Source organism: Sphingomonas kyeonggiensis, assembly GCF_030812785.1.
GTDB lineage: Bacteria > Pseudomonadota > Alphaproteobacteria > Sphingomonadales > Sphingomonadaceae > Sphingomonas > Sphingomonas kyeonggiensis_B.
Genome location: NZ_JAUSTJ010000001.1, coordinates 1,072,106 through 1,092,003 on the forward strand (window position 1 = coordinate 1,072,106; position 19,898 = coordinate 1,092,003).

A 19,898-nucleotide genomic window follows, 5' to 3' on the forward strand; every position below is an offset into this window, starting at 1 on the left:
GAAAAGGGGGATTATCGATGCGTACCCGTCTGTTCCTCGCCGCGCTGCTCGCGCTCGCGCCGATGCCGGCGCTGGCCGACGTCACCGCGCGCTACACCGCCGGCGGCAAGGAGCTGGTGATTGAAGTCGATGACGGCGGCAATTCACGCCTCGACGTCGGTGGCAAGTTCATGATCATCCACCGCGACGGCGTCGATTACATCGCCGTGACCGACAAGGAAGGCACCAAGGTCTTCGAGCTCCAGGCGATGCTCGACCTGATCAAGGGCTTCATCCCCAAGAGCGAGGATCCCAAGGCCAAGGAATTGCAGTTCGGCCTCGCACCTGGCGTCGCGGCGACCATCGCCGGCCAGCAGGGCGAGGCCTGGAAGCTGATGATGGTCAAGGGCGACGAGGCTTCGAGGAAGAAGCATATCGAGATGGTGGTCAGCGCCGATCCGAAGCTCGTGCCCGTCGGCAATGTGTTCCGCCGCGCGATCGAGGTGGTGAACAGCTTCTTCGGGTCGATGTTCCCCGAGGAGACCGGCTTCGCCGCCCGCCTCACCGAGCTGTTCGCCAAGGGCACCCCGCTGCGCGTCACGCCGATCGAGGAGGGCGCCGCCAAGCAGGAAGCGCCGCTGATCGAGTTCAAGTCGCTCGACATCGCCGAGATCGACGCCAAGCATTTCGAGCTGCCCGCCCCGGTCACCTCGGCCGACGAGATCTTCGGTGCGATGGATGCGCTGATGAAGCCGAACGCCGGCGGCGCGATCAAGGACCTGCCCTGACTGGCTGGAAATGCGCGGTTACAGCCTGAACTGATCCCCGGCGAAGGCCGGGGCCCAGTTTCGGCGCACTATCGATGACGCAGGAACCTCACGAACGACATGGCAACTGGGCCCCGGCCTTCGCCGGGGAACCGGGTAGCGATGTGCCCTAGATACCCTCGAGCCCGGCAGCCTTCAGGCTCGCCTGCGCCTTCCGATAGCGGACGGGATCGCCGATGTTCAACCGCTTGCGGACCTGGTCGAGTGGCTCGGCGAGCAAAGTCTCGTAATCCTCGCCGTGCAGCCACGCCGCGCGCTTGCCGTGGCGATAGCCCTCGACAACCGCCTTGAAGAAGTCGAGCTTGCCGGTGATGCGGATGCTCTTCAGCGCCGCGCCCATGCCGATGAACCCCCAGCCGAGCCCGCCGGTCTGGGCATAGGAGAAGGCGACCAGGCAGGCCTCGCCGAGATGCTCGTCGGCCTGGTAGCCGGTGATCACATGCCACAAATCGTGGATGTCGCGCTCGCGCCGGCCCATCCAGGCATAGGGATGCTGGAGATCGGCATTCTGGAACGCCCCCTCGACCATGCTCACCGCGACCAGCCCGTCGGCCGAATAGCCGGTCGAATCGAGGAAGCTGCGATAGGCCGCGCCCACCGTTCCCTCGGCGAAGCCGTCGATCCAGGCGCGGTCGCCCAGCCGCTCGGCCATCTCGACATGCTGGAAGGCGATGCGCCCGCCCTCGGGCATGGTGAGCAGCTTGCGATAGCTCCGCTGCGTCGCATCGCCGTTCAGCGCGCGCATGATCCGGAAGACCTGCTCGGTATCGTCGCCATTGGCGAGCAGCCGCCCCAGGGCGCGGAATGCGGTGCCCCATTCCCGCTTCATCGGGATGCCGGGGTTGAAGACCTGCGGTGCGGGCCGGGTGGCCATAAGCGATTCCCTTACTGACAAGAGTGTCAATACAGTAGTCGGGTTAAGGAATCAACCTGCGTCGCCACGCAGGCACGCCTGACAAGAGTTCTTGACAATCCAGTGCCAGAATGACAAGAACTCTTGTCATATGGTACAGAGTTCTGGACAGCGCGAATGAAGAACCGGCTGCGCGTGCTGCGGGCCGAGGCCGGGCTCAGCCAGGGTGACCTGGCCGGCCTGCTCGGCGTCTCGCGCCAGACGATCAACGCGGTCGAGACCGACAAATATGACCCGAGCCTGCCGCTGGCGATGCGGCTGTCGAAGATTTTCGGAGTGCCCATCGATGCCATCTTCCTTGACGACTGGATCCCGCCCGAGCGCCCCCATGGCTGAGCCCGGGAACCGCCGCCGCCTCGTCCGTGCCGCGATCGGCGCGGTGGTCGGCCTCGTGCTCGGCTTCGGTGCCGGACAGGCCGGGCTGTTCGACTGGCTGGAAGGCCTGCCGGGCGAGGACATCGCCTCCACCACACTCGCCGGCATATTGCTGCTGCTCGGCCTGTTCGCGCTGGTCGCCGCATCGAGCCGCACGCTCTACCGGCGCATGGCCGAGAATTACCGGGAGGGCGATCCGCTCGACGGCAGCGTGCTGCGCTATCTGCGCGCCAGCGGCGTCGTGCTGCTCCTCTCTGCGGTGCTGCTCCTCGCGCCGCCGCTGGCGGTGCGCTACGGCCTCACCGGCGACGCCGCGATCGCGGTCGCCGCGGGCATGGCGGCGCTGCTCGCCTTCCAGACCTGGCTCAACCTCCGGATCATGCGGACCAGCGACGAGCTCAGCCGCGCCGCGATGGCCGAGGCCTCGGTCGCCAGCTTCTGGCTGCTCCAGCTCGGCCTGTTCGGCTGGGCGGCACTCGCCAGGCTCGGGCTGGTCGCCGAGGTCGGCATGTGGACGCTGATGACGATCTCGACGGCGATCTATCTGGTCGTGTCGATCGTCTCGGCGCTGCGCCGGGGCATGTTCGCCTGAGGCGGAGGCGGCCAGTTCTACCTTGCTCCCCTCCCTGAAAGGGAGGGGGTGGGGGTGGGTTGCGAGCGAAGCGAGCCCAGCGAGACGGCCGGCGAAAAACAGAAAAGGCCGGGCATCGAGCCCGGCCTTTTCTAACCCACCCCTGGCCCCTCCCTTGCAGGGAGGGGGAGGCACTACGGGATCACACCCGCATCGGCATCAGCACGTACAGTGCCGGCGACTTGTCGTTCTCGCGGATCAGCGTCGGTGCCGCGGCGTCGGCAAGATGGACTTCCACCGAATCGCCTTCGATCTGGTTGAGGATGTCCATCAGGTAGCGGCTGTTGAAGCCGATCTCGAAGCCCTGGGCGGCGTAGTCGCCCGGCACTTCTTCGGCCGCCGCGCCGTTCTCCGGGCTGGTCACCGACAGGATGATCTTGTCGCGCTCCAGCGCCATCTTCACTGCGCGGGTCTTCTCGGTCGCGATGGTCGAGACGCGGTCGACGCCTTCCATGAAGCTCTTCGGATCGAGCTTCAGCAGCTTGTCGTTCGCGGTCGGGATCACGCGGGTGTAATCGGGGAAGGTGCCGTCGATCAGCTTCGAGGTCAGGATCGCCTGGCCCAGGTCGAAGCGGATCTTAGAATTGCTCAGCGACACGCCGACCGAGCCATCGACCTCGTCGAGCAGCTTGCGCAGCTCGCCCACGCACTTGCGCGGGATGATCACGCCCGGCATCGAATCGGCGCCGTCCGGCCGCGCCACGGTGACGCGGGCGAGGCGGTGGCCGTCGGTGGCGGCCGCGCGCAGCACCGGCGTCGCCTCGTCGACGACATGCAGATAGATGCCGTTGAGATAGTAGCGCGTCTCTTCGGTCGAGATCGCGAACCGGGTCTTGTCGATGATCTGCTTGAGCGTCTCGGCCGGCAGCTCGAACACGGTCGGCAGCTCGCCCTCGGCGATCATCGGGAAATCGTCGCGCGGCAGCGTGGCGAGCGTGAAGCGCGCGCGGCCGGCATTGACGGTGATGCGACCTTCCGCCGCCGACAGCTCCACCTGCGCGCCCTCGGGCAGCTTGCGGACGATGTCGAACAAGGTGTGCGCCGGCACGGTGATCGCGCCCGGCTGGTCCACCGCCGCTGCGATCGTCTCGTCGATCTGCAGGTCGAGGTCGGTCGCCATCAGGCGCAGCGCGCCGCCCGGCTGGGCCTCGATCAGCACGTTGGACAGGATGGGGATCGTGTTGCGCCGCTCGACCACGGACTGGACGTGGCTCAAGCCCCTCAACAGAGTTGCGCGTTCGATCGTCGCCTTCATCAAGAACCCCCGGGGCATGTATCGCCCGAATCTAACCCGGTACCGGGACTTATCCGACCTTTACCCTTAACGGCAAAAAGAGCCGGAGCAAGCGCTCCGGCCCTGTAGTTCACACCTTAAATAGGCGGTTGATCGCCTTTGCAGCGATCTCAGAAGCGCACGCCGAGGCCGGCGACCACCTGGTGGCGCTTGGCATCGATGCCGGCATCGTCGTTATTGTACTTCGAATAGCGATACTCGCCCTTCAGATAGACCTTGTCGTTGAGCTTCACTTCGGCGCCCGCGCCGGCGCGCCAGCCATCGGCATTGTCAGAGGTGCGGATGTCGGTCGCGCCCGCGACATAATGGCTGTCGAACTTGGCGTTGGTGTAGCCGCCCTTGGCATAGATCAGCGCCTTGCCGCCGACGGTGAAGCCGACGCGCCCGCCGACATAGAGGTCGCGGCCGGTGCTGATGCGGCCGCGGTCGCCGGCGACGAGGATGTCGGTCTCGGTGCGCTTGGCGGTGGAGCCGGTGGCCTCGCCTTCGACGCCGATCACGGCGCTGCCGGCCTGGAAGTCATAGCCGATCTGGCCGCCATAGAGCACGCCGTCGGCGCCCTTCACGCCGCTGCCCGACGGCTTCACATGATCCCAGCCGGTGATGACTTCGGCACGCGGGCCGGTGAAGCCGGCATCGGTGTCCTGGGCAAAGGCAGGCGCGGCAAAGGCCGAGCCGGCGAGAAGTGCTGCTGCGGCGGCGATGAACTTGGTACGCATAACTGAACTCCTTGGGTACGCACCCGTGCGTTTCGGCGCGGGCAGGGTTCAAAACCGGGATGCATCCCGCACTGTTTCATGAACCCCAGATAAACAGGAAAAAGCGTGACTTACGGGCAACAGCTCGGCATCGGCCGGGCAGCCCGTCGTGCCTTCACCCCGGTGCGGCGAACATGATGGACATGGAGCCTCCCTCATTTCGTTGCGCCCGTCCGGCGCTGGTGTGGTAGTGAGCTACCGCACCTGTTCGTTGGATGAACGAAACGAGGTCATATTTGGGCACTTGCCTTTCTCTCGCCACGAGGGCTTGTGCGACGGCGATGACGAACCAGCGCAAAGGCCGCGATTTCATCGCCCGCCACGGCGAAACCGTATTCAACCTCGCCCGCCGCATGCAGGGCGATCATCCGCACACCCCGCTCACCCGCGCCGGCTTCGCCCAGGCCGATGCGATGGGTGCCGCGCTGCGCGAGATCCTCGGGCCCAGGCCGAAGCTGACCATGTGGTCGTCGAGCGCCGGCCGCGCGCTGCAGACGCTGGCGGTGATCGCCGAGCATCTCGAGCTCGACTGGCACCAGGCCCGGCACGACGACCGGCTGGTCGAGATCGGCATGGGCGAATGGAGTGGGCGCTACTACGCCGACCTCATGGCCGAGGCGCCGGGCTTCCTCGATGTCGAGCACGGCCTCTACACGCGCCCGCCGCCGGGTGGCGAATGGTATGATTCGATCGCGATCCGGGTGTCGTCCTGGCTCGCCGATACCGATGACGATCCGGGCGACCGGCTGGTGATCATGCACGGCATGTCGAGCCGCATCCTGCGCGGGGTGATGACCGGCCTGCCGGTCCGCCCGGAATTCGGCGCGCCGGTGGCGCCCGATCTGCCCCAGGGCTCGGTGGTCAGGATCGAGGGCGGGGTGGAGACGGTGGTGCATCTCGGCACCGGGCGCGGGGCCGCGCCGGCATGAGCGCGCTGGCGCTGGCGCTGCTGCTCGCCCAGGGTCGGGTGCCGCTCGGCATCTATGACAGTTGGGGCGCGTTCCGCGATCCCTCGCCCTTGCGCTGCTTCGCCATCGCCCAGCCGGTGGAGAAGCGCCGCGACCCCGGGCCCTTTGCCAGCGTGGCAAACTGGCCGCGCGACGGGGTGCGCAACCAGCTCCACATCCGCCTGAGCCGCGCCCGCGCGCCGAACGCGCGGGTCACCCTGTCGATCGGTGAGCGCCGCTTCGAGCTCCAGGCCGGCGACAGCGACGCCTGGGCGCCCGACGCCCGCACCGACGCCGCGATCGTCGCGGCGATGCGCTCTGGCCGCAGCATGAGCGTGGAGACGCTGGGCGCGAACGGCGCGCCCTTCGCCGACAGCTATGCGCTCAAGGGCGCGGCGACCGCGATCGATGCGGCCGCACTGGGCTGCGCGAAGGGGTAGTTTCGACGTTCCTCGGCTTGTGTTCCTGCGAAAGCAGGAACACGGGAAACTTGAAAGGTGGACATGGAAAAGCCGGAGCCGAAGCCCCGGCTTTTCGCATCGATGCCCTGAAGCCTTACGGCTGCTTCGCCGCCGGCGCGCCGCCCGAAGCAGCGAGCTTCGCGCTGGCAGCCATCTGGATGCGCTTGTTGAGCGTCGGGTCGTTCTGCATCGCCTGACCGATCGCGTTGAAGCGCTCGGCGGTCAGGCCCGCGCCGGTGGCGGCGGCGGCCATCTTGGCGCCCTTGTCGGCTTCGGGGGTGGCGGTGTCCTTGCGGATCTTCTCGACCTCTAGCGCCGCGGTGGCGAACTGATCGACCTCCGCATCGGTCACCGGGCCATTGGCCTGCGGTGCGGCGGGGGTGGTCTGGGCCGAGGCGTCCGGCGTCGCCGGAGCCGGGCTGCTCTGCGTGGTCTGGGCCAGCGCGGCGGGGGCAAAGGCCAGCGTCGCGCCGGCAAGGATCGTACCGATAAGCTTCATTACTGCACTCCAAAACGCAACTAACTCGCCCCCTTGAACGCAATGCTGCGGTGCGGGGATGCAACAGGACAAGCCGAACGCGGTGCGTCGTGGCCTGTCCGGGGTTAGTTGAGATAGGCCTGCAGCCCCGTAACGAGTGCGTCGAATACTGTGCGGACCCGCGCGAGGCCGCGCAGATCCTCGTGACAGACCACCCAAGTCTCCAGCTCGAAGCGGAAATCGGGCAGCAATCGGACCAGCCCGTCGCGCGTGCCGATCGGCACCTGGCAGATGCCGATTCCCAGTCCTGCGCGGATCGCGGCGAGCTGGGCATGGTCGCTGTCGCTGCGAAAGGCGAGGTCGCCCAGCTCCACCGCAAACCCCGCCGCCTGCACCGCGCGCAGCGTCGGCGAATCGCTCTCCGGCCCGATCAGCCGGTGTCCGGACAGATCGGCCATGGAAGTGGGCGGCGACCGCTCGGCGAGATAGCTCGGGTGCGCATGCACGCCCAGCGGCACCGCGCCGATCCGCCGCGCGACCAGGGCGTAGGGCTGGGGCGGCACCATGCGGACCGCGACATCGGCTTCGCGGCGCAGCACGTCCTCGTTGCGGTTGCTCGGGCTCAACTCGATCACCAGACGCGGATGTTTGCGGGCAAGGTCCGCGAGGATCGGCGGCAGCGCCTCAACCGCGATCACTTCGCTGGCGGTGACCCGCACCGTGCCCGCCACCTCGTCGGGCGCGGCGGAGGCGGTGCGAACAAAGGCGTCCGAAGCGATCGCCATGGCACGGGCGTGCTCGTGCAGCGCGCGTCCGCTCTCCGTGGGGGTGAGCCCGCCGGGGGAGCGGGTGAACAGCGGCGTGCCCAGCGCCGCCTCCAGTGCGAAGATCCGCGTCCGAACCGTCGGCTGCGCCAGGTTCAGCCGACGCGCCGCTCCGGAAAGGCTCCCGGTCTCCAGCACCGCCAGGAATGCCCGCTGCTGCTCCCAGTCGATCGCTCTCATCAAATTCCTATAGGCTGACTGCAAAGGTTGGGCAATTTTCTTCCAACTCCGATTCATCCACCCTCGCAACATCGGCAAGATTGGAGGCTGGAATGGAACGGATCGCATTGGTGCTCGGCACAAGCGGCGGGGTAGGCGGCGAGACGGCGCGGGCGCTGCTCGGCAAGGGCTGGCGGGTGCGCGGGCTGGTCCGCCAGCTGCGCCCCGGCCTCGATCCCCGGATCGACTGGCGCGAGGGCGACGCAAGGGTCCTGGGTGACGTGCTGGACGCGGCGGAGGGCGTCGCGGCACTGGTCCATGCGGTCAACCCGCCGGGCTATCTCGAATGGGACAAGCGCGTCCTGCCGATGCTCGAGAACAGCATCGAGGCCGCCCGGGCCAACGACGCCCGGCTCGCCTTGCCGGGGACGATCTACAATTACGACCCCGCCCAGACGCCTGTCGCCCACCCCGATTCGCACCAGGCGCCGGGCACCCGCAAGGGCGGTATCCGCAAGGCGATGGAGGCGCGGATCGAGGCGTCGGGCGTTCGCGGGCTGATCCTGCGCGCCGGCGACTATTATGGCCCAAGGCCCGGCAATAGCTGGCTTTCCCAGGGCATGATCACTCCCGGCAAGCCGGTGACGCGGGTCACCAATCCGGGGCGCAAGGGCGTTGGTCATGCCTGGGCTTATCTCCCCGACGTCGGCGAGGCCTTTGCCCGGCTGCTCGATCGCGAGGCTGAGCTGCCCCGTTTCGCCCGCTTCCATTTCGCCGGCCACTGGGACCCCGATGGCAGCGCCTTCCCCGCGGCGATCGCGGAGGCGGGCGGGCGCAAGGCGAAGCAGGTCCGCCTCCCCTGGGCCCTCCTCCCGCTCGTCGCGCTCTTCAATCCGACGATCCGCGAGCTGCTGGAAATGCGCCCCTTCTGGAACTACCCGGTCCGCCTCGACAATCGCGAGCTGGTCGCCTTTCTCGGCGAGGAACCGCACACCCCGCTGGCCGAATCGCTGCGCATCAGTCTCAAAGCGCTGGGGTCACTGGAATAATCGCGCGAGATCGACTATGTGCGCGCCTATGCAGACAGCTTCGGCCGCCCCCATGCCCATCCCCGGGCACATCGATCCCGTGCCCGTGCCCCGCCCCGCGGTGGCGCGTGAGGACGGACGTGTCGACCTGATCGGTCTCACCCGCGACCAGCTTCGCGCGGTGCTGGCCGATGCCGGCATGGAGCCGAAGCAGGCCAAGCTGCGCGCCAAGCAGATCTGGCACTGGGTCTATAATCGCGGCGCGACCGAGTTCGAGTCGATGACCGACATTGCCAAGGCGCAGCACCCCTGGCTCACCGAGCGCTTCGTGATCGGCCGCCCCGAAGTGGTCGAGGCCCAGGTCTCGACCGACGGCACGCGCAAATGGCTGCTCCGCTCGGCGGACGGCCAGGATTACGAGATGGTCTTCATCCCCGATGCGGACCGCGGAACCCTTTGCGTGTCCTCGCAGGTCGGCTGCACGCTCAATTGCCGCTTCTGCCACACCGGCACGATGCGGCTGGTGCGCAACCTCACCGCCGGCGAGATCGTCAGCCAGGTGATGCTCGCCCGCGATTCGCTCGGCGAATGGCCGAGCCAGCCCGAGGGGCGGATGCTCACCAACATCGTGATGATGGGCATGGGCGAGCCGCTCTACAATTTCGACAATGTCCGCGACGGCCTGTCGATCGTGATGGACGGCGATGGCCTCGCCCTGTCGAAGCGCCGCATCACCCTGTCGACCTCTGGTGTGGTGCCGATGATGGCTCGGGCTGGTGTGGAGATCGGTGTCAACCTGGCGGTGTCGCTCCATGCGGTGACCAAGGAAGTGCGCGACGAGATCGTGCCGCTCAACCGCAAGTACGGCATCGAGGAGCTGCTCCAGGCCTGCGCCGACTATCCCGGCGCCAACAATGCCCGCCGCATCACCTTCGAGTACGTCATGCTCAAGGACAAGAACGACAGCGACGACGAGGCGCGCGAGCTGGTCCGCCTGCTCAAGAAGTACGATCTGCCCGCCAAGGTGAACCTGATCCCGTTCAACCCCTGGCCCGGCGCGCCCTACGACACCTCGACGCCCGAGCGCGTCCGCGCCTTCTCGAACATCATCTTCGAGGCGGGCATCTCGGCGCCGGTGCGCACGCCGCGCGGTCGCGACATCGACGCCGCCTGCGGCCAGCTCAAGACCGCCGCCGAGAAGAAGAGCCGCGCCCAGCTCGACCGCGAGGCCGAGGAGAAGATGGCGGCGCTCGGGTGAATCCCTTTGTCGAGGTCGAGCGCGTCGAAACGCTCGATCCGATGTGGTTCGCCGATTGCGATTTCAGCTTCGAGCTGTCGAGGCCGGCGGGGCAGCGTGACGCCTATCCGTTCGACCCGGCCCATGAATCGTCCCGGCTTGCGGGCGACCGGATGATCGCGGTCCTGCGCGTTGGCCGCCGCATGGCGGGCTATATCGTTTGCCAGATCGATGGGCGGGGCACTGCGGAAGTACGGCGGCTCGAGATCGATCGCCGCCGCCGGAATCAGGGCCTTGGACGCCGGCTCGTGCGTGAGGCGAAGGACTGGGCGCGGGAGTGCGGCTTGTCCGGGCTTCGGCTGGCCACGCTGGGGAATAATCGTGCGGCCGGCAATTTCTTCGGCCGGCGCGGCTTCAGGCTCGACGGCTACAAGGCCGGGGTCTTCCAATGGCATCTGCCCTTCGAGGCCTAGAAACTCCTCGACAAGCGCGCCCTGCGCCGGGATTTAGGACGCGTGCTCGACCCGACCGACCTGATCCTCGCCGCCGCGGCCGGCACGCTGGGTGGCGCGATGAACGCGCTGGCGGGGGGCGGCACCTTCGCGACGCTGCCGGCGCTGATCGCGCTGGGCCTGCCCTCGAACATCGCCAACGCCACCTCGAACGTCGCGCTGCTGCCCGGTGCCGGGGCGAGCGCCTGGACCTATCGCGACGAGCTGGCGCCGGTGGGCGGCATGTCGGTGCGCATGCTCGCTGCGATCACCTTTGCCGGCGGGCTGGCCGGCAGCGTGCTGCTGGTGCTCACGCCCTCGCGCGCCTTCGACATGATCATCCCCTGGCTGCTGCTCTTCGCCCTCGTGGTGATGATCTTCGGCAAGCGCGCCTCGGACTGGCTGCACGCCCGCGTCACGATCGGGCCGCGCACCCTGGTCACCGCGCAGAGCCTGCTCGGCATCTATGGCGGCTATTTCGGCGGCGGGGTGGGGCTGATCACCACCGCGGTCTATGGCCTGCTCGCCGGCGCCGATCCGCGCTCGCTCTTCTCGATCCGCACGCTGATGCTCGCCATCGCCAATTTCGCCGCGGCGTTCGTCTTCATCGCGATCGGCATGGTGTACTGGTCGGCCTGCCTGCCGATGCTCGCCGGCGGCGTGCTGGGGGGCTGGCTCGGCGCGCATGTCGGCAAGCGGCTGCCGCATCATGTCGTGCGGATCTGGACCTTGCTGGTGACCGCGGCGACGACCATAGTCTTCTTCGCACGCGCCTACGGATGATCGGCTGAGCAGGAATATATGCAGGTTTATCGCCACCGGCTGATCACGCGCATCTGGCACTGGATCAACGCGATTGCGGTGCTGGTGATGATCCCCAGCGGGCTGATGATCTTCAACGCCCATCCGCGCCTCTATTGGGGCAATTACGGCGCGAATTTCGATCACGCCTGGCTCAAGCTCCCGCAATGGCCGGGATGGCTGACCCTGCCTTCCACCTATGACCTGGCGGGCGCGCGGCACTGGCACCTCGCCTTCGCGCTGGTGCTCGCCTTCTCGCTGCTGGTCTATCTGCCGTGGAGCCTGCTCAACCGTCACCTCCAGCGGGACCTGCGCATCCGCAGGGCGGAGCTGGCGCCGACGCATCTCGCCGAGGATCTCGAGGCGCATTGGCAGCTGCGGTTCCACGATCCCGCCGATCCGAAGGCGTACAACATCTTCCAGAAGGCCAGCTATGCCGGGGTGCTCTTCATCCTGCTGCCTTTGCTGATCTTCACCGGCCTCGCGCTCGCGCCCGGCATGTGGCCGTGGCTCGCCGATGTGTTCGGCGGCCGGCAATCGGCGCGGTCGCTCCACTTCATCGCGATGGCGCTGCTCAGCCTGTTCGTGGTGGTGCATTTGACGCTGGTGATTCTTGCCGGTCCCGTCAACGAGGTCGGCTCGATGATCACCGGCTGGTGGAAGGCCCCCAAGGACGCGGAGGAAGCGGCATGATTACCCGGCGCGGCCTGATCGTCTCCGGAGGGGCGACGCTGCTCGCGGGCTGCGACGCCTGGAGCAACAGCCCGATCCTGCTGAACGCCGATGAAGCGCATCGCTATCTCCAGCGCTCGATCACCGGCCGCGCGGCGCTGGCGCGCGAGTTTCGTCCGGATCAGCGCAGCCCGCGCTTCCGCACCAACGGCACCGCCAATCCGAACACGCCGGAGTATAACGCGCTCGCCGCCAACGGCTTTGCCGACTGGCGGCTGCAGGTGGGCGGGATGGTGCAGCGGCCATTGTCGCTCAGCCTGGCACAGCTGCGTTCGTTGCCGCAGCGTGCCCAGATCACCCGGCACGACTGCGTCGAAGGGTGGAGCGCGATCGGCAAATGGCAGGGGCCGCAGCTGGAGCAGGTCCTCCGCCTCGCCGGCCTGCGCGACGGCGCGCGCTACATCGTCTTCCACTGCGCCGACGTGTTCGGCCAGCGGAAGATCCCCTATTATGAATCGATCGACCTGATCGACGCCTTCCATCCCCAGACGATCCTCGCCTGGTCGATGAACGACACCCCGCTCGGCGTCGGCCATGGCGCGCCCCTGCGGCTCAGGGTCGAGCGCCAGCTCGGCTACAAGCAGGCCAAATATCTCATGCGGATCGAGGCGGTGGCGAGCCTGGACGGGATCGGCCGGGGCAAGGGCGGCTTCTGGGAGGATATCGCCGGCTATGAATGGTACGCCGGAATCTGATTATGTCGGATTCTTCGCAGTCGCGGAAATATTGCGGAAATCCCGTATATCCCTAAGGTGCCTATGGGGGCTGTTGACCTTCAGATGGTGGGTGACGGCTGAATGGCGTTGATTGATCGATTTTTCGCACGCGCAGTGAAGCGCGGACAACTCACCGTCATCCACGCGGATGGCACCCAGCAGAGCTTCGGCGAACCCGATCCCGCGCTCAAGCCGGTAACGATCCGATTCGGCGCGGGTGCGACGCGGCGCATCCTGCGCGATCCCTCGCTCGGCGCGGCCGAGGCGTTCATGGACGGCGACATCGACATCGTCGAGGGCGAGATCCTCGACCTGCTGATCCTTTTCGCCTCCAACAATCGTTGGGAGGACGACAATTCGGTGCTGATGCCGGGCACCCTCAAGACGGTGATGGACAAGCTCGCCTTCCGCATCGGCCGGATCAACATGCAGCGCCGCTCGAAGAAGAACGTCGCGCATCACTATGACCTGTCGGGCAAGCTCTACGACCTCTTCCTCGATACTGACCGCCAGTATAGCTGCGCCTATTTCAGCGATGCCGGCATCAGCCTCGAACAGGCGCAGCTCGACAAGAAGGCGCACATCGTCGCCAAGCTGGCGATCGGGCCCGACATGAAGGTGCTCGACATCGGCTGCGGCTGGGGCGGCATGGCGCTCTACATCCACGAGAAGACCGGAGCCGAGGTGCTCGGCGTCACCCTGTCCGAGGAGCAGCTCAAGGTCGCGCGGCAGCGTGCCCTGGACGCCGGCGTGGCGGACAAGGTGAAGTTCGAGCTGATCGACTATCGCAACCTCACCGGCCAGTTCGACCGGATCGTCTCGGTCGGCATGTTCGAGCATGTCGGCACGCCGCATTACCGGACCTTCTTCCGCAAGGTCCGCGAGCTGCTGACGCCGGAAGGCGTGATGCTGCTCCACACGATCGGCCGCGCCGGTGCGCCGGGCGTCACCGATGCCTTCACGCTCAAGTACATCTTCCCCGGCGGCTATATCCCCGCGCTCTCCGAGATCGCCAAGGGCTATGAGGGGCTGCGCTACTTCATGACCGATGTGGAGGTGCTGCGCCTCCACTATGCCAAGACGCTCAAGCACTGGTACGAGCGCACGGTGGCATCGCGCGATGCGATCGTCGGCCTCTATGACGAGCGCTTCTACCGGATGTGGTGCTTCTACCTGGCCGGTTGCTTTGTCAGCTTCGAATATGGCGGCCTGGTCAACTACCAGCTGCAATTCTCGCGCTCGCGCGACGCGCTGCCGCTGACCCGCGACTATATGTTCGATGGCGAACGCGAACTGCGCGAGCCGCACAAGGTGACCTTGCGTCAGGCGGGATAGGTCGCGTCCATATGGGCGATGGCGGTGCGGGTGATCTCCTCCAGCACCGCCATGTCCACATCGGCCAGTTTCTTGACGTAGAGGCAGCTCTTGCCCGTCTTGTGCTTGCCCAGCCGGGCGAGCAGCGGCGCCTGATCGGGCTGGCCGGTCAGCACGTAGAGCACCAGCTCGGCCTTGCGCGGCGAGAAGCCGATCCGGCACATCTCGCCCGAATGGCCGCTGTCATAGGTGTAGCGATAGCTGCCGAAGCCGATGATCGTCGGCCCCCACATTCGGGGTTCCTCGCCGGTCAGCCGCTGCAGCATCGCGCGCACGATCTCCGCATCGGCACGGCGCACCGGATCGGGCACCGCGGCGATGAAATCGGCGACGCTGACTTCGGTCGCCTTGGTCTTGAGCTCGGCCATTGCCCGTCTCCTATCGCCAGCCCGTGGGTGCGCGGCGCAGCTTGCTGATGTTCGATGCTTGCATCGTCCTCGCCAGGTCCGGGAATCCACCCAGCAAGCCAGGTCGCGGCTTCTCGATCGCATGGACCAGGCCCGGCAGGTCGCAGCGTGCGTCATAATAGCAATAGAGCTTGATATGGGTCTCGGCGGCAAGGCGCAGCTCGCTTCCGCTTGGGTCGTCCCGCACCAGCTTGTGCAGTGCCGTCAGCCGCTGCGCTGGTGCGTCCACCCGCGCCAGTGGCGTTTCGTACCCGTTGGTATAGCGCAGGAATGCCGCCCATGCCCGGGGGCCATGCCGCAGCGCGGCGGGCCCCCAGCCAGGTTCTCGCGCCCGCATCAGCGGCGCGGCGAGACGAAAGCCCCGGGGGCCGATCTCGACCACATAGGGCATCGTCACCGTGCCCGAGAAGGCCGTGAAGGCATAGGCCGAGCTGAAGTCGTAGAGCAGCATCACCGGGCGCGGATATCCAGGCAGGCGGCGCCAGCTGCTCTTCTCATGGTCCCGCTGCGAAAGGCGCGTGACGGCTACCCCCTTGCCGTTCGCGCGGAACACGACCTGGGTGAAGCAGCAATGTGCGCCGCCCGACCAATAGGTGCTGGTCAGCTCGGTTCGCCCGTCGCCATCCAGATCGAGCGCCTTGAAGCCGGTCCAGTGCAGCGCGTCCGGTCGCACGATCCTGCGAACGAGATGCTTGCCGCGGCAGAAGGAAATCGCAGCACCGTCAACGCCATCGGGGGTCTCGCGCCGGCGCACCGCCATGCCTTGCCAGGTCATGATCCGCTCCCCGCCGGGGCAGGGCGTGGCGGCCATGAAGAGCATTGGCAGCAGGGCATTCATGAACGCGTCTTCCCCTCCGAATCGTATCGGCCGAGCATGCCCCAGCCGCAAAACTTGCGGAAGCGGCGCATGGACCCTAGAGCGCCCCGGTTTTCCCGCACATCCTTCGGAGTCGCCCATGTCAGACAAGATCAACCGTGTCGTCCTCGCCTATTCGGGCGGCCTGGACACGAGCGTGATCCTGAAATGGCTCCAGCAGGAATATCAGTGCGAGGTCGTGACCTTCACCGCCGACCTGGGCCAGGGCGAGGAGCTCGAGCCGGCGCGCAAGAAGGCCGAGATGGCCGGCGTGAAGCCCGAGCATATCTTCATCGACGATCTGCGCGAGGAGTTCGTCAAGGACTTCGTCTTCCCGATGATGCGCGCGAATGCCTTGTACGAAGGCCTGTACCTGCTCGGCACCTCGATTGCGCGCCCGCTGATCGCTAAGCGCCAGATCGAGATCGCCAAGATGGTGGGTGCCGACGCGGTCAGCCACGGCGCCACCGGCAAGGGCAACGACCAGGTCCGCTTCGAGCTCGGCTATTACGCGCTGAACCCGGACATCAAGGTGATCGCACCCTGGCGTGAATGGGACCTCACTTCGCGTACGAAGCTGATCGAGTTCGCCGAGAAGCACCAGATCCCGGTCGCCAAGGACAAGCGCGGCGAATCGCCGTTCTCGACCGACGCGAACCTTCTCCACACCTCGTCCGAGGGCAAGGTGCTCGAGGATCCGTGGGAGGAAGTGCCCGATTACGTCTATTCGCGCACGGTGAACCCGGAAGACGCGCCGAACGAGCCGGAAGTCATCACGATCGATTTCGAGCGTGGCGACGGCGTCGCGCTGAACGGCGTGGCGATGAGCCCGGCGACGCTGCTCACCGCGCTCAACGAGCTTGGCCGCAAGCACGGCATCGGCCGCCTCGACCTGGTCGAGAACCGCTTCGTCGGCATGAAGTCGCGCGGCATGTACGAGACGCCGGGCGGCACCATCTATCACCTTGCGCACCGCGGTATCGAGCAGATCACGCTCGATCGCGGCGCCGCGCACCTCAAGGACGAGCTGGCCCCGCGCTATGCCGAGCTGATCTATAACGGCTTCTGGTTCGCCCCCGAGCGCGAGATGCTCCAGGCCGCGATCGATTACAGCCAGGAAAAGGTCACCGGCACGGTGCGCCTGAAGCTCTACAAGGGCAGCGTGAACGTCACCGGCCGCAAGTCGCCGTACAGCCTGTACAGCGAGAAGGTCGTGACCTTCGAGGACGACCAGGGCGCCTATGACCAGCGCGACGCGGCGGGCTTCATCAAGCTCAACGCGCTGCGGCTTCGGTTGCTCGGCCGCCGCGAGGGTTGATCGTTTCGGACCGGCGGGCGTGCCACGTCCGCCGGCCTGGCTCTAACGCGGGATTAACCAAAATATCCTAGCGCGGGCGCATGGAAACGAGCCCGCATCGTCCCGCGTGGCGCGACCTTGGCGTCGCGCTGCTGCTGGCCGTGGTGCTGAGCCTCGCCTGGGCGGCGCGCGACTGGCACGATCTGGCGGCTTTGCGGCTGCCCGATACCGACGACATGGTGCGGCTCCAGCAGATCCGCGACTGGCTATCGGGGCAGGGCTTTGCCGATCTGGCCCAGCATCGGCTCGGCGCGCCGCCGGGACTGGAGATGCACTGGTCGCGCCTGCCCGATCTCGTGCCCGGCCTGTTGCTGGCACTGCTCACCCCGTTGCTCGGCGGCCATGGCGCGGCCCTGGCGATGGTGATCCTGTGGCCGGCGCTGCTGTTCTTCCTGGCGCTGGTGCTCACCGGAGCCGTCGCGCGTCGCCTGGGCGCGCCTGCCGCGACTGCGATCCTGATCGCGGCGCTGGCCTATCCGGCGACGAGCCTGTTCCTTCCCGGGCGGATCGATCATCACGCCTTGCAGATGGTGCTGCTCCTGCTGCTGGTGCGCGCATTGCTCGGCACCGGCAGGCTGCGCGATGGGGTGGTCGCCGCGCTCGCGATCGCCGCATCGCTGGTGATCGGCCTCGAGACGCTGCCCTTGCTCGGGGTGGCGGGGGTGGCGCTGGTGCTGCTCTGGGTGGCCGACCGGCCCGGCAGCCGTGACCGGCTGTTCGGCTTCGGTCTCGCCCTGCCGCTCGCGCTCGCCGGCGTGGCCGTGCTGTTCCGGACGAGCGGCTGGACGGTGCCGGCCTGTGACGGCTTCACCGGGCTCTCCTGGCGCGCCGCGCAGGGCGCATCGCTGGCGCCGCTGGCATTGGCGCTGTTCGCCCTTGCCGGCCAACGAACCTTGCGCAGCCGGGCGATCGCCGCAGGGATCGTCGCTGCCCTGGCGGGCCTCGCCGTGCTGACGATCGCGCCGCAATGCCTGAGCCCCTATGGCGAGGTCGACCCGCTGCTCGCCCGGCTCTGGCTGGCCGAGGTGGGCGAGGCCCAGCCCCTGTTCGGCGCTCCGCCGGCGAACGCCATCGCCTATACGGGCCTGGCGCTGGTCGGACTGCTCGCCACGCTCGTCCTCGCCTGGCGCCGCCGCTCCCCCGGCTGGTCGATCCTGGCCGCGCTCCAGTTGACCGCGCTGGCGGTCACGCTGCTCCAGTTGCGCGGGGCCTATCCCGCCGCGCTGCTCGCCGCGTCCGGGCTGGCAGTCATGGTCGGCGCGGCACGCATCCGCGGCGCGCTCGCGCTGGCCGCCGCCTGGATCGCGGGCACCGGCATCCTCTACCCGATCGCCGCCACCGCGATCTTCCCGCCACATGCCGAGCCGGGCCCGAACTGCACCGCGCCCGAAAGCCTCGCCCGGCTCGCGGCCCTGCCGCCCGGGCGCCTGCTCGCGCCGCTCGACCTGGGCGCCTATGCGCTCGCCGCCACGCCGCACGCGGTGGTCGCCGCGCCCTATCATCGCAACAATCGGGGGAATCGCGCCATGTACGACTTCTTCATGGGAGCGCCCGCGCAGTCCGAGACGATCGCGCGGCAATGGGGCATCGACTATGTCGCCTTCTGCCCCGCCGATCTCGAAGGCCTAGCGAAGCAGGCAAGCAGCCCGCACAGCCTCGCGGCGGAGCTGCGCGCAGGCCGGGTACCCGAATGGCTGGTGCCGGTCGACCCCGGAGACGCGCCGCGCGTCTACCGGCTGGCGAAGCGTCACTGATGGCGCAGGCGGCGACGCTCCGCTGGTGGGAAACGCGCTGGTTCGCGCTTGCTGCGATCCTGGCCTCCTGCGTGCCGCTGCTCGCGCCCGGCCTGCCGCCGCTCGCCGACCTGCCCGGCCATATCGGCCGCTACCACATTGCTGCCGGGATCGCCGACTCGGCCGATCTCCAGCGCCACTGGAGCTTCCACTGGGGACTGGTCGGCAATCTCGGCGTCGATCTGATCGTCCAGTTCCTTGCGCCGGTGATGGGTGCCGAGGCTGCGGCGAAGCTGGTCGTGCTGCTGATCCCGCCGCTCTGGGTCAGCGGGCTGATCCTGCTTGCACGCCGCGCGGGAGGCAGCCTGTCGCCCGCCGCCGGCTTCGCCTTCCCCCTGATCTATGGCTATGCCTTCCAGCTCGGCTTCGTGAACTTCATGCTGGCCGGCGGGCTGGCGCTGCACGCGCTGTTGCTCTGGTGCACGCTCGCGCACCGGCCGGTGCTGCGCGCGGTGCTGTTCGTGCCGATCGCCTTCCTTCTATGGGTCGCGCACAGCTTCGGCTGGGGCATGTTCGGGCTGCTCGCCTTTGGCGCCGAATGGGTGCGCCAGCGCGAAGCGGGGGAGGGGCGCGGCGCCGCGCTGGTCCGCGCCGTCGTCTGGTGCCTGCCGCTTGCCGGGCCCGCCGCGCTGATGATCGGCGCACCGCCGGGCGAAGGACCGCTCTGGGACTGGAAGGCCAAGGCGAGCTGGTTCCCCTCGCTGCTGCGCGAGCGCTGGAAATGGTATGATGTCGGCTGCGCGATCCTGGTGTTCGGGCTGCTCTGGGCGGCGGTGCGCGACCGGCGCTTCCGCTTCGATCCGCTCACCGGTACGGCTGCGCTGCTCTGCCTCGCCGCCTTTGCGGTGCTGCCCCGGCTGATCGTCGGCGGCGCCTATGTCGACATGCGGATGCTCGCCCCCGCGGTCGCCCTTGCGCTGATCGCCGTCCGGATGCGCCCCGGGCATGACCGGCTGGAACGCTGGCTGGCGCTGGCCGGCGCTGGTTTCTTCGCGATGCGCACGGCCAGCTCGACCATCGCCTTCCTGCTCTTCGCCCAGACCCAGCAGGCGGCGCTCGAGGCGGTCGATCACATCCCGCGCGGCACGGGCGTGCTGGTGCTGGTCAACGAACCCTGCTCCTCGCAGTGGCACAGCGACAGGCTCGGCCATATCGCCGGCATCGCGGTGGCGCGGCGCGACGTGTTCGAGAACGGCCAATGGGCACTCGATGGCCAGCAGCTGCTCCGTGCCCGCCACCCCGAGGCCGATCCCTATCGGACCGACCCCTCGCAGCTCGTCTATCCTGCGGTCTGCGAGTACAAGACGACGCAATTCGACACGGCGATCCGCGATTTCGATCGCGGTACTTTCCGCTATGTCTGGACGCTCGATTTCCCCGCCCGGCCCGTGCTGGCGCCCGATGTGAAGCTGATCTGGGCCAATAAAGTGTCCGCGCTGTATGCGGTGAAGTGATCCGCC

At 67.6% G+C, this 19,898-nt stretch carries 22 protein-coding genes; 15 read left to right on the plus strand and 7 right to left on the minus strand.

All coding sequences use genetic code 11. The features are described from left to right. Nucleotides 1-17: 17 nt before the first annotated feature. Nucleotides 18-767: a hypothetical protein gene (locus J2W22_RS05335; RefSeq protein ID WP_307117215.1), complete on the plus strand. Its 750-nt coding sequence runs from the start codon at nt 18-20 to the stop codon at nt 765-767. Between the two features lie 148 nt (nt 768-915). Here the strand turns inward: J2W22_RS05335 and J2W22_RS05340 are convergent, their stop codons facing one another. Further along, nucleotides 916-1,680: a Coq4 family protein gene (locus J2W22_RS05340; RefSeq protein WP_307117216.1), complete on the minus strand. Its 765-nt coding sequence runs from the start codon at nt 1,678-1,680 to the stop codon at nt 916-918. 156 nt (nt 1,681-1,836) lie between these two features. Here J2W22_RS05340 and J2W22_RS05345 point away from each other — a divergent pair, with 156 nt between their 5' ends. Both J2W22_RS05345 and J2W22_RS05350 read left to right on the plus strand, forming a co-directional pair. After that, nucleotides 1,837-2,055 (plus strand): helix-turn-helix transcriptional regulator, encoded by a 219-nt coding sequence (locus J2W22_RS05345; protein ID WP_307117217.1) that lies wholly within the window; start codon nt 1,837-1,839, stop codon nt 2,053-2,055. Further along, nucleotides 2,048-2,686, plus strand: a complete 639-nt coding sequence (locus J2W22_RS05350; protein ID WP_307117218.1) for a hypothetical protein — start codon at nt 2,048-2,050, stop codon at nt 2,684-2,686. Before J2W22_RS05345 ends, J2W22_RS05350 begins: the two co-directional genes overlap by 8 nt. Nucleotides 2,687-2,867: 181 nt before the next feature. Here J2W22_RS05350 and dnaN read toward each other — a convergent pair whose 3' ends face one another. Next, nucleotides 2,868-3,980, minus strand: coding sequence for a DNA polymerase III subunit beta (dnaN, locus tag J2W22_RS05355; protein WP_307117219.1), 1,113 nt, complete (start codon nt 3,978-3,980; stop codon nt 2,868-2,870). Nucleotides 3,981-4,129: 149 nt separating this feature from the next. Continuing rightward, complete coding sequence (locus J2W22_RS05360; RefSeq protein WP_307117220.1) at nt 4,130-4,738, minus strand: outer membrane protein; 609 nt, start codon at nt 4,736-4,738, stop codon at nt 4,130-4,132. Nucleotides 4,739-5,058: 320 nt separating this feature from the next. On the opposite strand from J2W22_RS05360, the gene J2W22_RS05365 reads away from it, so the two are divergent. Both J2W22_RS05365 and J2W22_RS05370 read left to right on the plus strand, forming a co-directional pair. After that, nucleotides 5,059-5,706 (plus strand): histidine phosphatase family protein, encoded by a 648-nt coding sequence (locus tag J2W22_RS05365; RefSeq protein ID WP_307117221.1) that lies wholly within the window; start codon nt 5,059-5,061, stop codon nt 5,704-5,706. Beyond that, the gene (locus tag J2W22_RS05370; RefSeq protein ID WP_307117222.1) at nt 5,703-6,164 is read left to right on the plus strand and encodes an invasion associated locus B family protein; all 462 of its coding nucleotides are present in this window, start codon (nt 5,703-5,705) and stop codon (nt 6,162-6,164) included. Before J2W22_RS05365 ends, J2W22_RS05370 begins: the two co-directional genes overlap by 4 nt. Before the next feature lie 115 nt (nt 6,165-6,279). Here the strand turns inward: J2W22_RS05370 and J2W22_RS05375 are convergent, their stop codons facing one another. After that, nucleotides 6,280-6,684: a DUF4168 domain-containing protein gene (locus J2W22_RS05375; RefSeq protein ID WP_307117223.1), complete on the minus strand. Its 405-nt coding sequence runs from the start codon at nt 6,682-6,684 to the stop codon at nt 6,280-6,282. Nucleotides 6,685-6,788: 104 nt separating this feature from the next. Further along, nucleotides 6,789-7,667, minus strand: a complete 879-nt coding sequence (locus J2W22_RS05380; protein WP_307117224.1) for a LysR family transcriptional regulator — start codon at nt 7,665-7,667, stop codon at nt 6,789-6,791. 92 nt (nt 7,668-7,759) lie between these two features. Between J2W22_RS05380 and J2W22_RS05385 the strand changes: the two genes are divergently transcribed. From J2W22_RS05385 to J2W22_RS05415, 7 genes are all read left to right on the plus strand, one after another. Then, the gene (locus J2W22_RS05385) at nt 7,760-8,695 is read left to right on the plus strand and encodes an NAD-dependent epimerase/dehydratase family protein (RefSeq protein ID WP_307117225.1); all 936 of its coding nucleotides are present in this window, start codon (nt 7,760-7,762) and stop codon (nt 8,693-8,695) included. Nucleotides 8,696-8,747: 52 nt separating this feature from the next. Beyond that, a complete protein-coding gene (gene rlmN / locus J2W22_RS05390; RefSeq protein ID WP_307117226.1) occupies nt 8,748-9,932 on the plus strand; it encodes a 23S rRNA (adenine(2503)-C(2))-methyltransferase RlmN in 1,185 nt (394 codons plus the stop codon). Further along, nucleotides 9,929-10,384: a GNAT family N-acetyltransferase gene (locus J2W22_RS05395; protein WP_307117227.1), complete on the plus strand. Its 456-nt coding sequence runs from the start codon at nt 9,929-9,931 to the stop codon at nt 10,382-10,384. The genes rlmN and J2W22_RS05395 overlap by 4 nt, the downstream gene beginning before the upstream one ends. Nucleotides 10,385-10,426: 42 nt before the next feature. After that, entirely contained in the window at nt 10,427-11,185 is a 759-nt protein-coding gene (locus J2W22_RS05400) for a sulfite exporter TauE/SafE family protein (RefSeq protein WP_307117228.1), read from the plus strand. Between the two features lie 18 nt (nt 11,186-11,203). Next, nucleotides 11,204-11,896: a cytochrome b/b6 domain-containing protein gene (locus J2W22_RS05405; RefSeq protein WP_307117229.1), complete on the plus strand. Its 693-nt coding sequence runs from the start codon at nt 11,204-11,206 to the stop codon at nt 11,894-11,896. After that, nucleotides 11,893-12,630: a molybdopterin-binding protein gene (locus tag J2W22_RS05410; protein ID WP_307117230.1), complete on the plus strand. Its 738-nt coding sequence runs from the start codon at nt 11,893-11,895 to the stop codon at nt 12,628-12,630. Before J2W22_RS05405 ends, J2W22_RS05410 begins: the two co-directional genes overlap by 4 nt. 102 nt (nt 12,631-12,732) lie before the next feature. Continuing rightward, a complete protein-coding gene (locus J2W22_RS05415) occupies nt 12,733-13,986 on the plus strand; it encodes an SAM-dependent methyltransferase (RefSeq protein ID WP_307117231.1) in 1,254 nt (417 codons plus the stop codon). On the opposite strand, the gene J2W22_RS05420 is transcribed toward J2W22_RS05415, so the two are convergent. Beyond that, nucleotides 13,974-14,393 carry a DUF1801 domain-containing protein gene (locus J2W22_RS05420; protein WP_307117232.1) on the minus strand — a complete coding sequence of 140 codons (420 nt, stop codon included), beginning with the start codon at nt 14,391-14,393 and terminating at the stop codon, nt 13,974-13,976. The genes J2W22_RS05415 and J2W22_RS05420 overlap by 13 nt on opposite strands. A gap of 10 nt (nt 14,394-14,403) precedes the next feature. After that, a complete protein-coding gene (locus J2W22_RS05425; RefSeq protein ID WP_307117233.1) occupies nt 14,404-15,270 on the minus strand; it encodes a hypothetical protein in 867 nt (288 codons plus the stop codon). Nucleotides 15,271-15,388: 118 nt separating this feature from the next. On the opposite strand from J2W22_RS05425, the gene J2W22_RS05430 reads away from it, so the two are divergent. The 3 genes from J2W22_RS05430 to J2W22_RS05440 all read left to right on the plus strand — a co-directional run bounded on the left by J2W22_RS05430 (nt 15,389) and on the right by J2W22_RS05440 (nt 19,892). Next, the gene (locus tag J2W22_RS05430) at nt 15,389-16,606 is read left to right on the plus strand and encodes an argininosuccinate synthase (RefSeq protein ID WP_307117234.1); all 1,218 of its coding nucleotides are present in this window, start codon (nt 15,389-15,391) and stop codon (nt 16,604-16,606) included. 80 nt (nt 16,607-16,686) lie between these two features. Next, nucleotides 16,687-18,399 (plus strand): hypothetical protein, encoded by a 1,713-nt coding sequence (locus tag J2W22_RS05435; protein ID WP_307117235.1) that lies wholly within the window; start codon nt 16,687-16,689, stop codon nt 18,397-18,399. Continuing rightward, the gene (locus J2W22_RS05440; protein WP_307117236.1) at nt 18,399-19,892 is read left to right on the plus strand and encodes a hypothetical protein; all 1,494 of its coding nucleotides are present in this window, start codon (nt 18,399-18,401) and stop codon (nt 19,890-19,892) included. The genes J2W22_RS05435 and J2W22_RS05440 overlap by 1 nt, the downstream gene beginning before the upstream one ends. Nucleotides 19,893-19,898 lie beyond the last annotated feature (6 nt).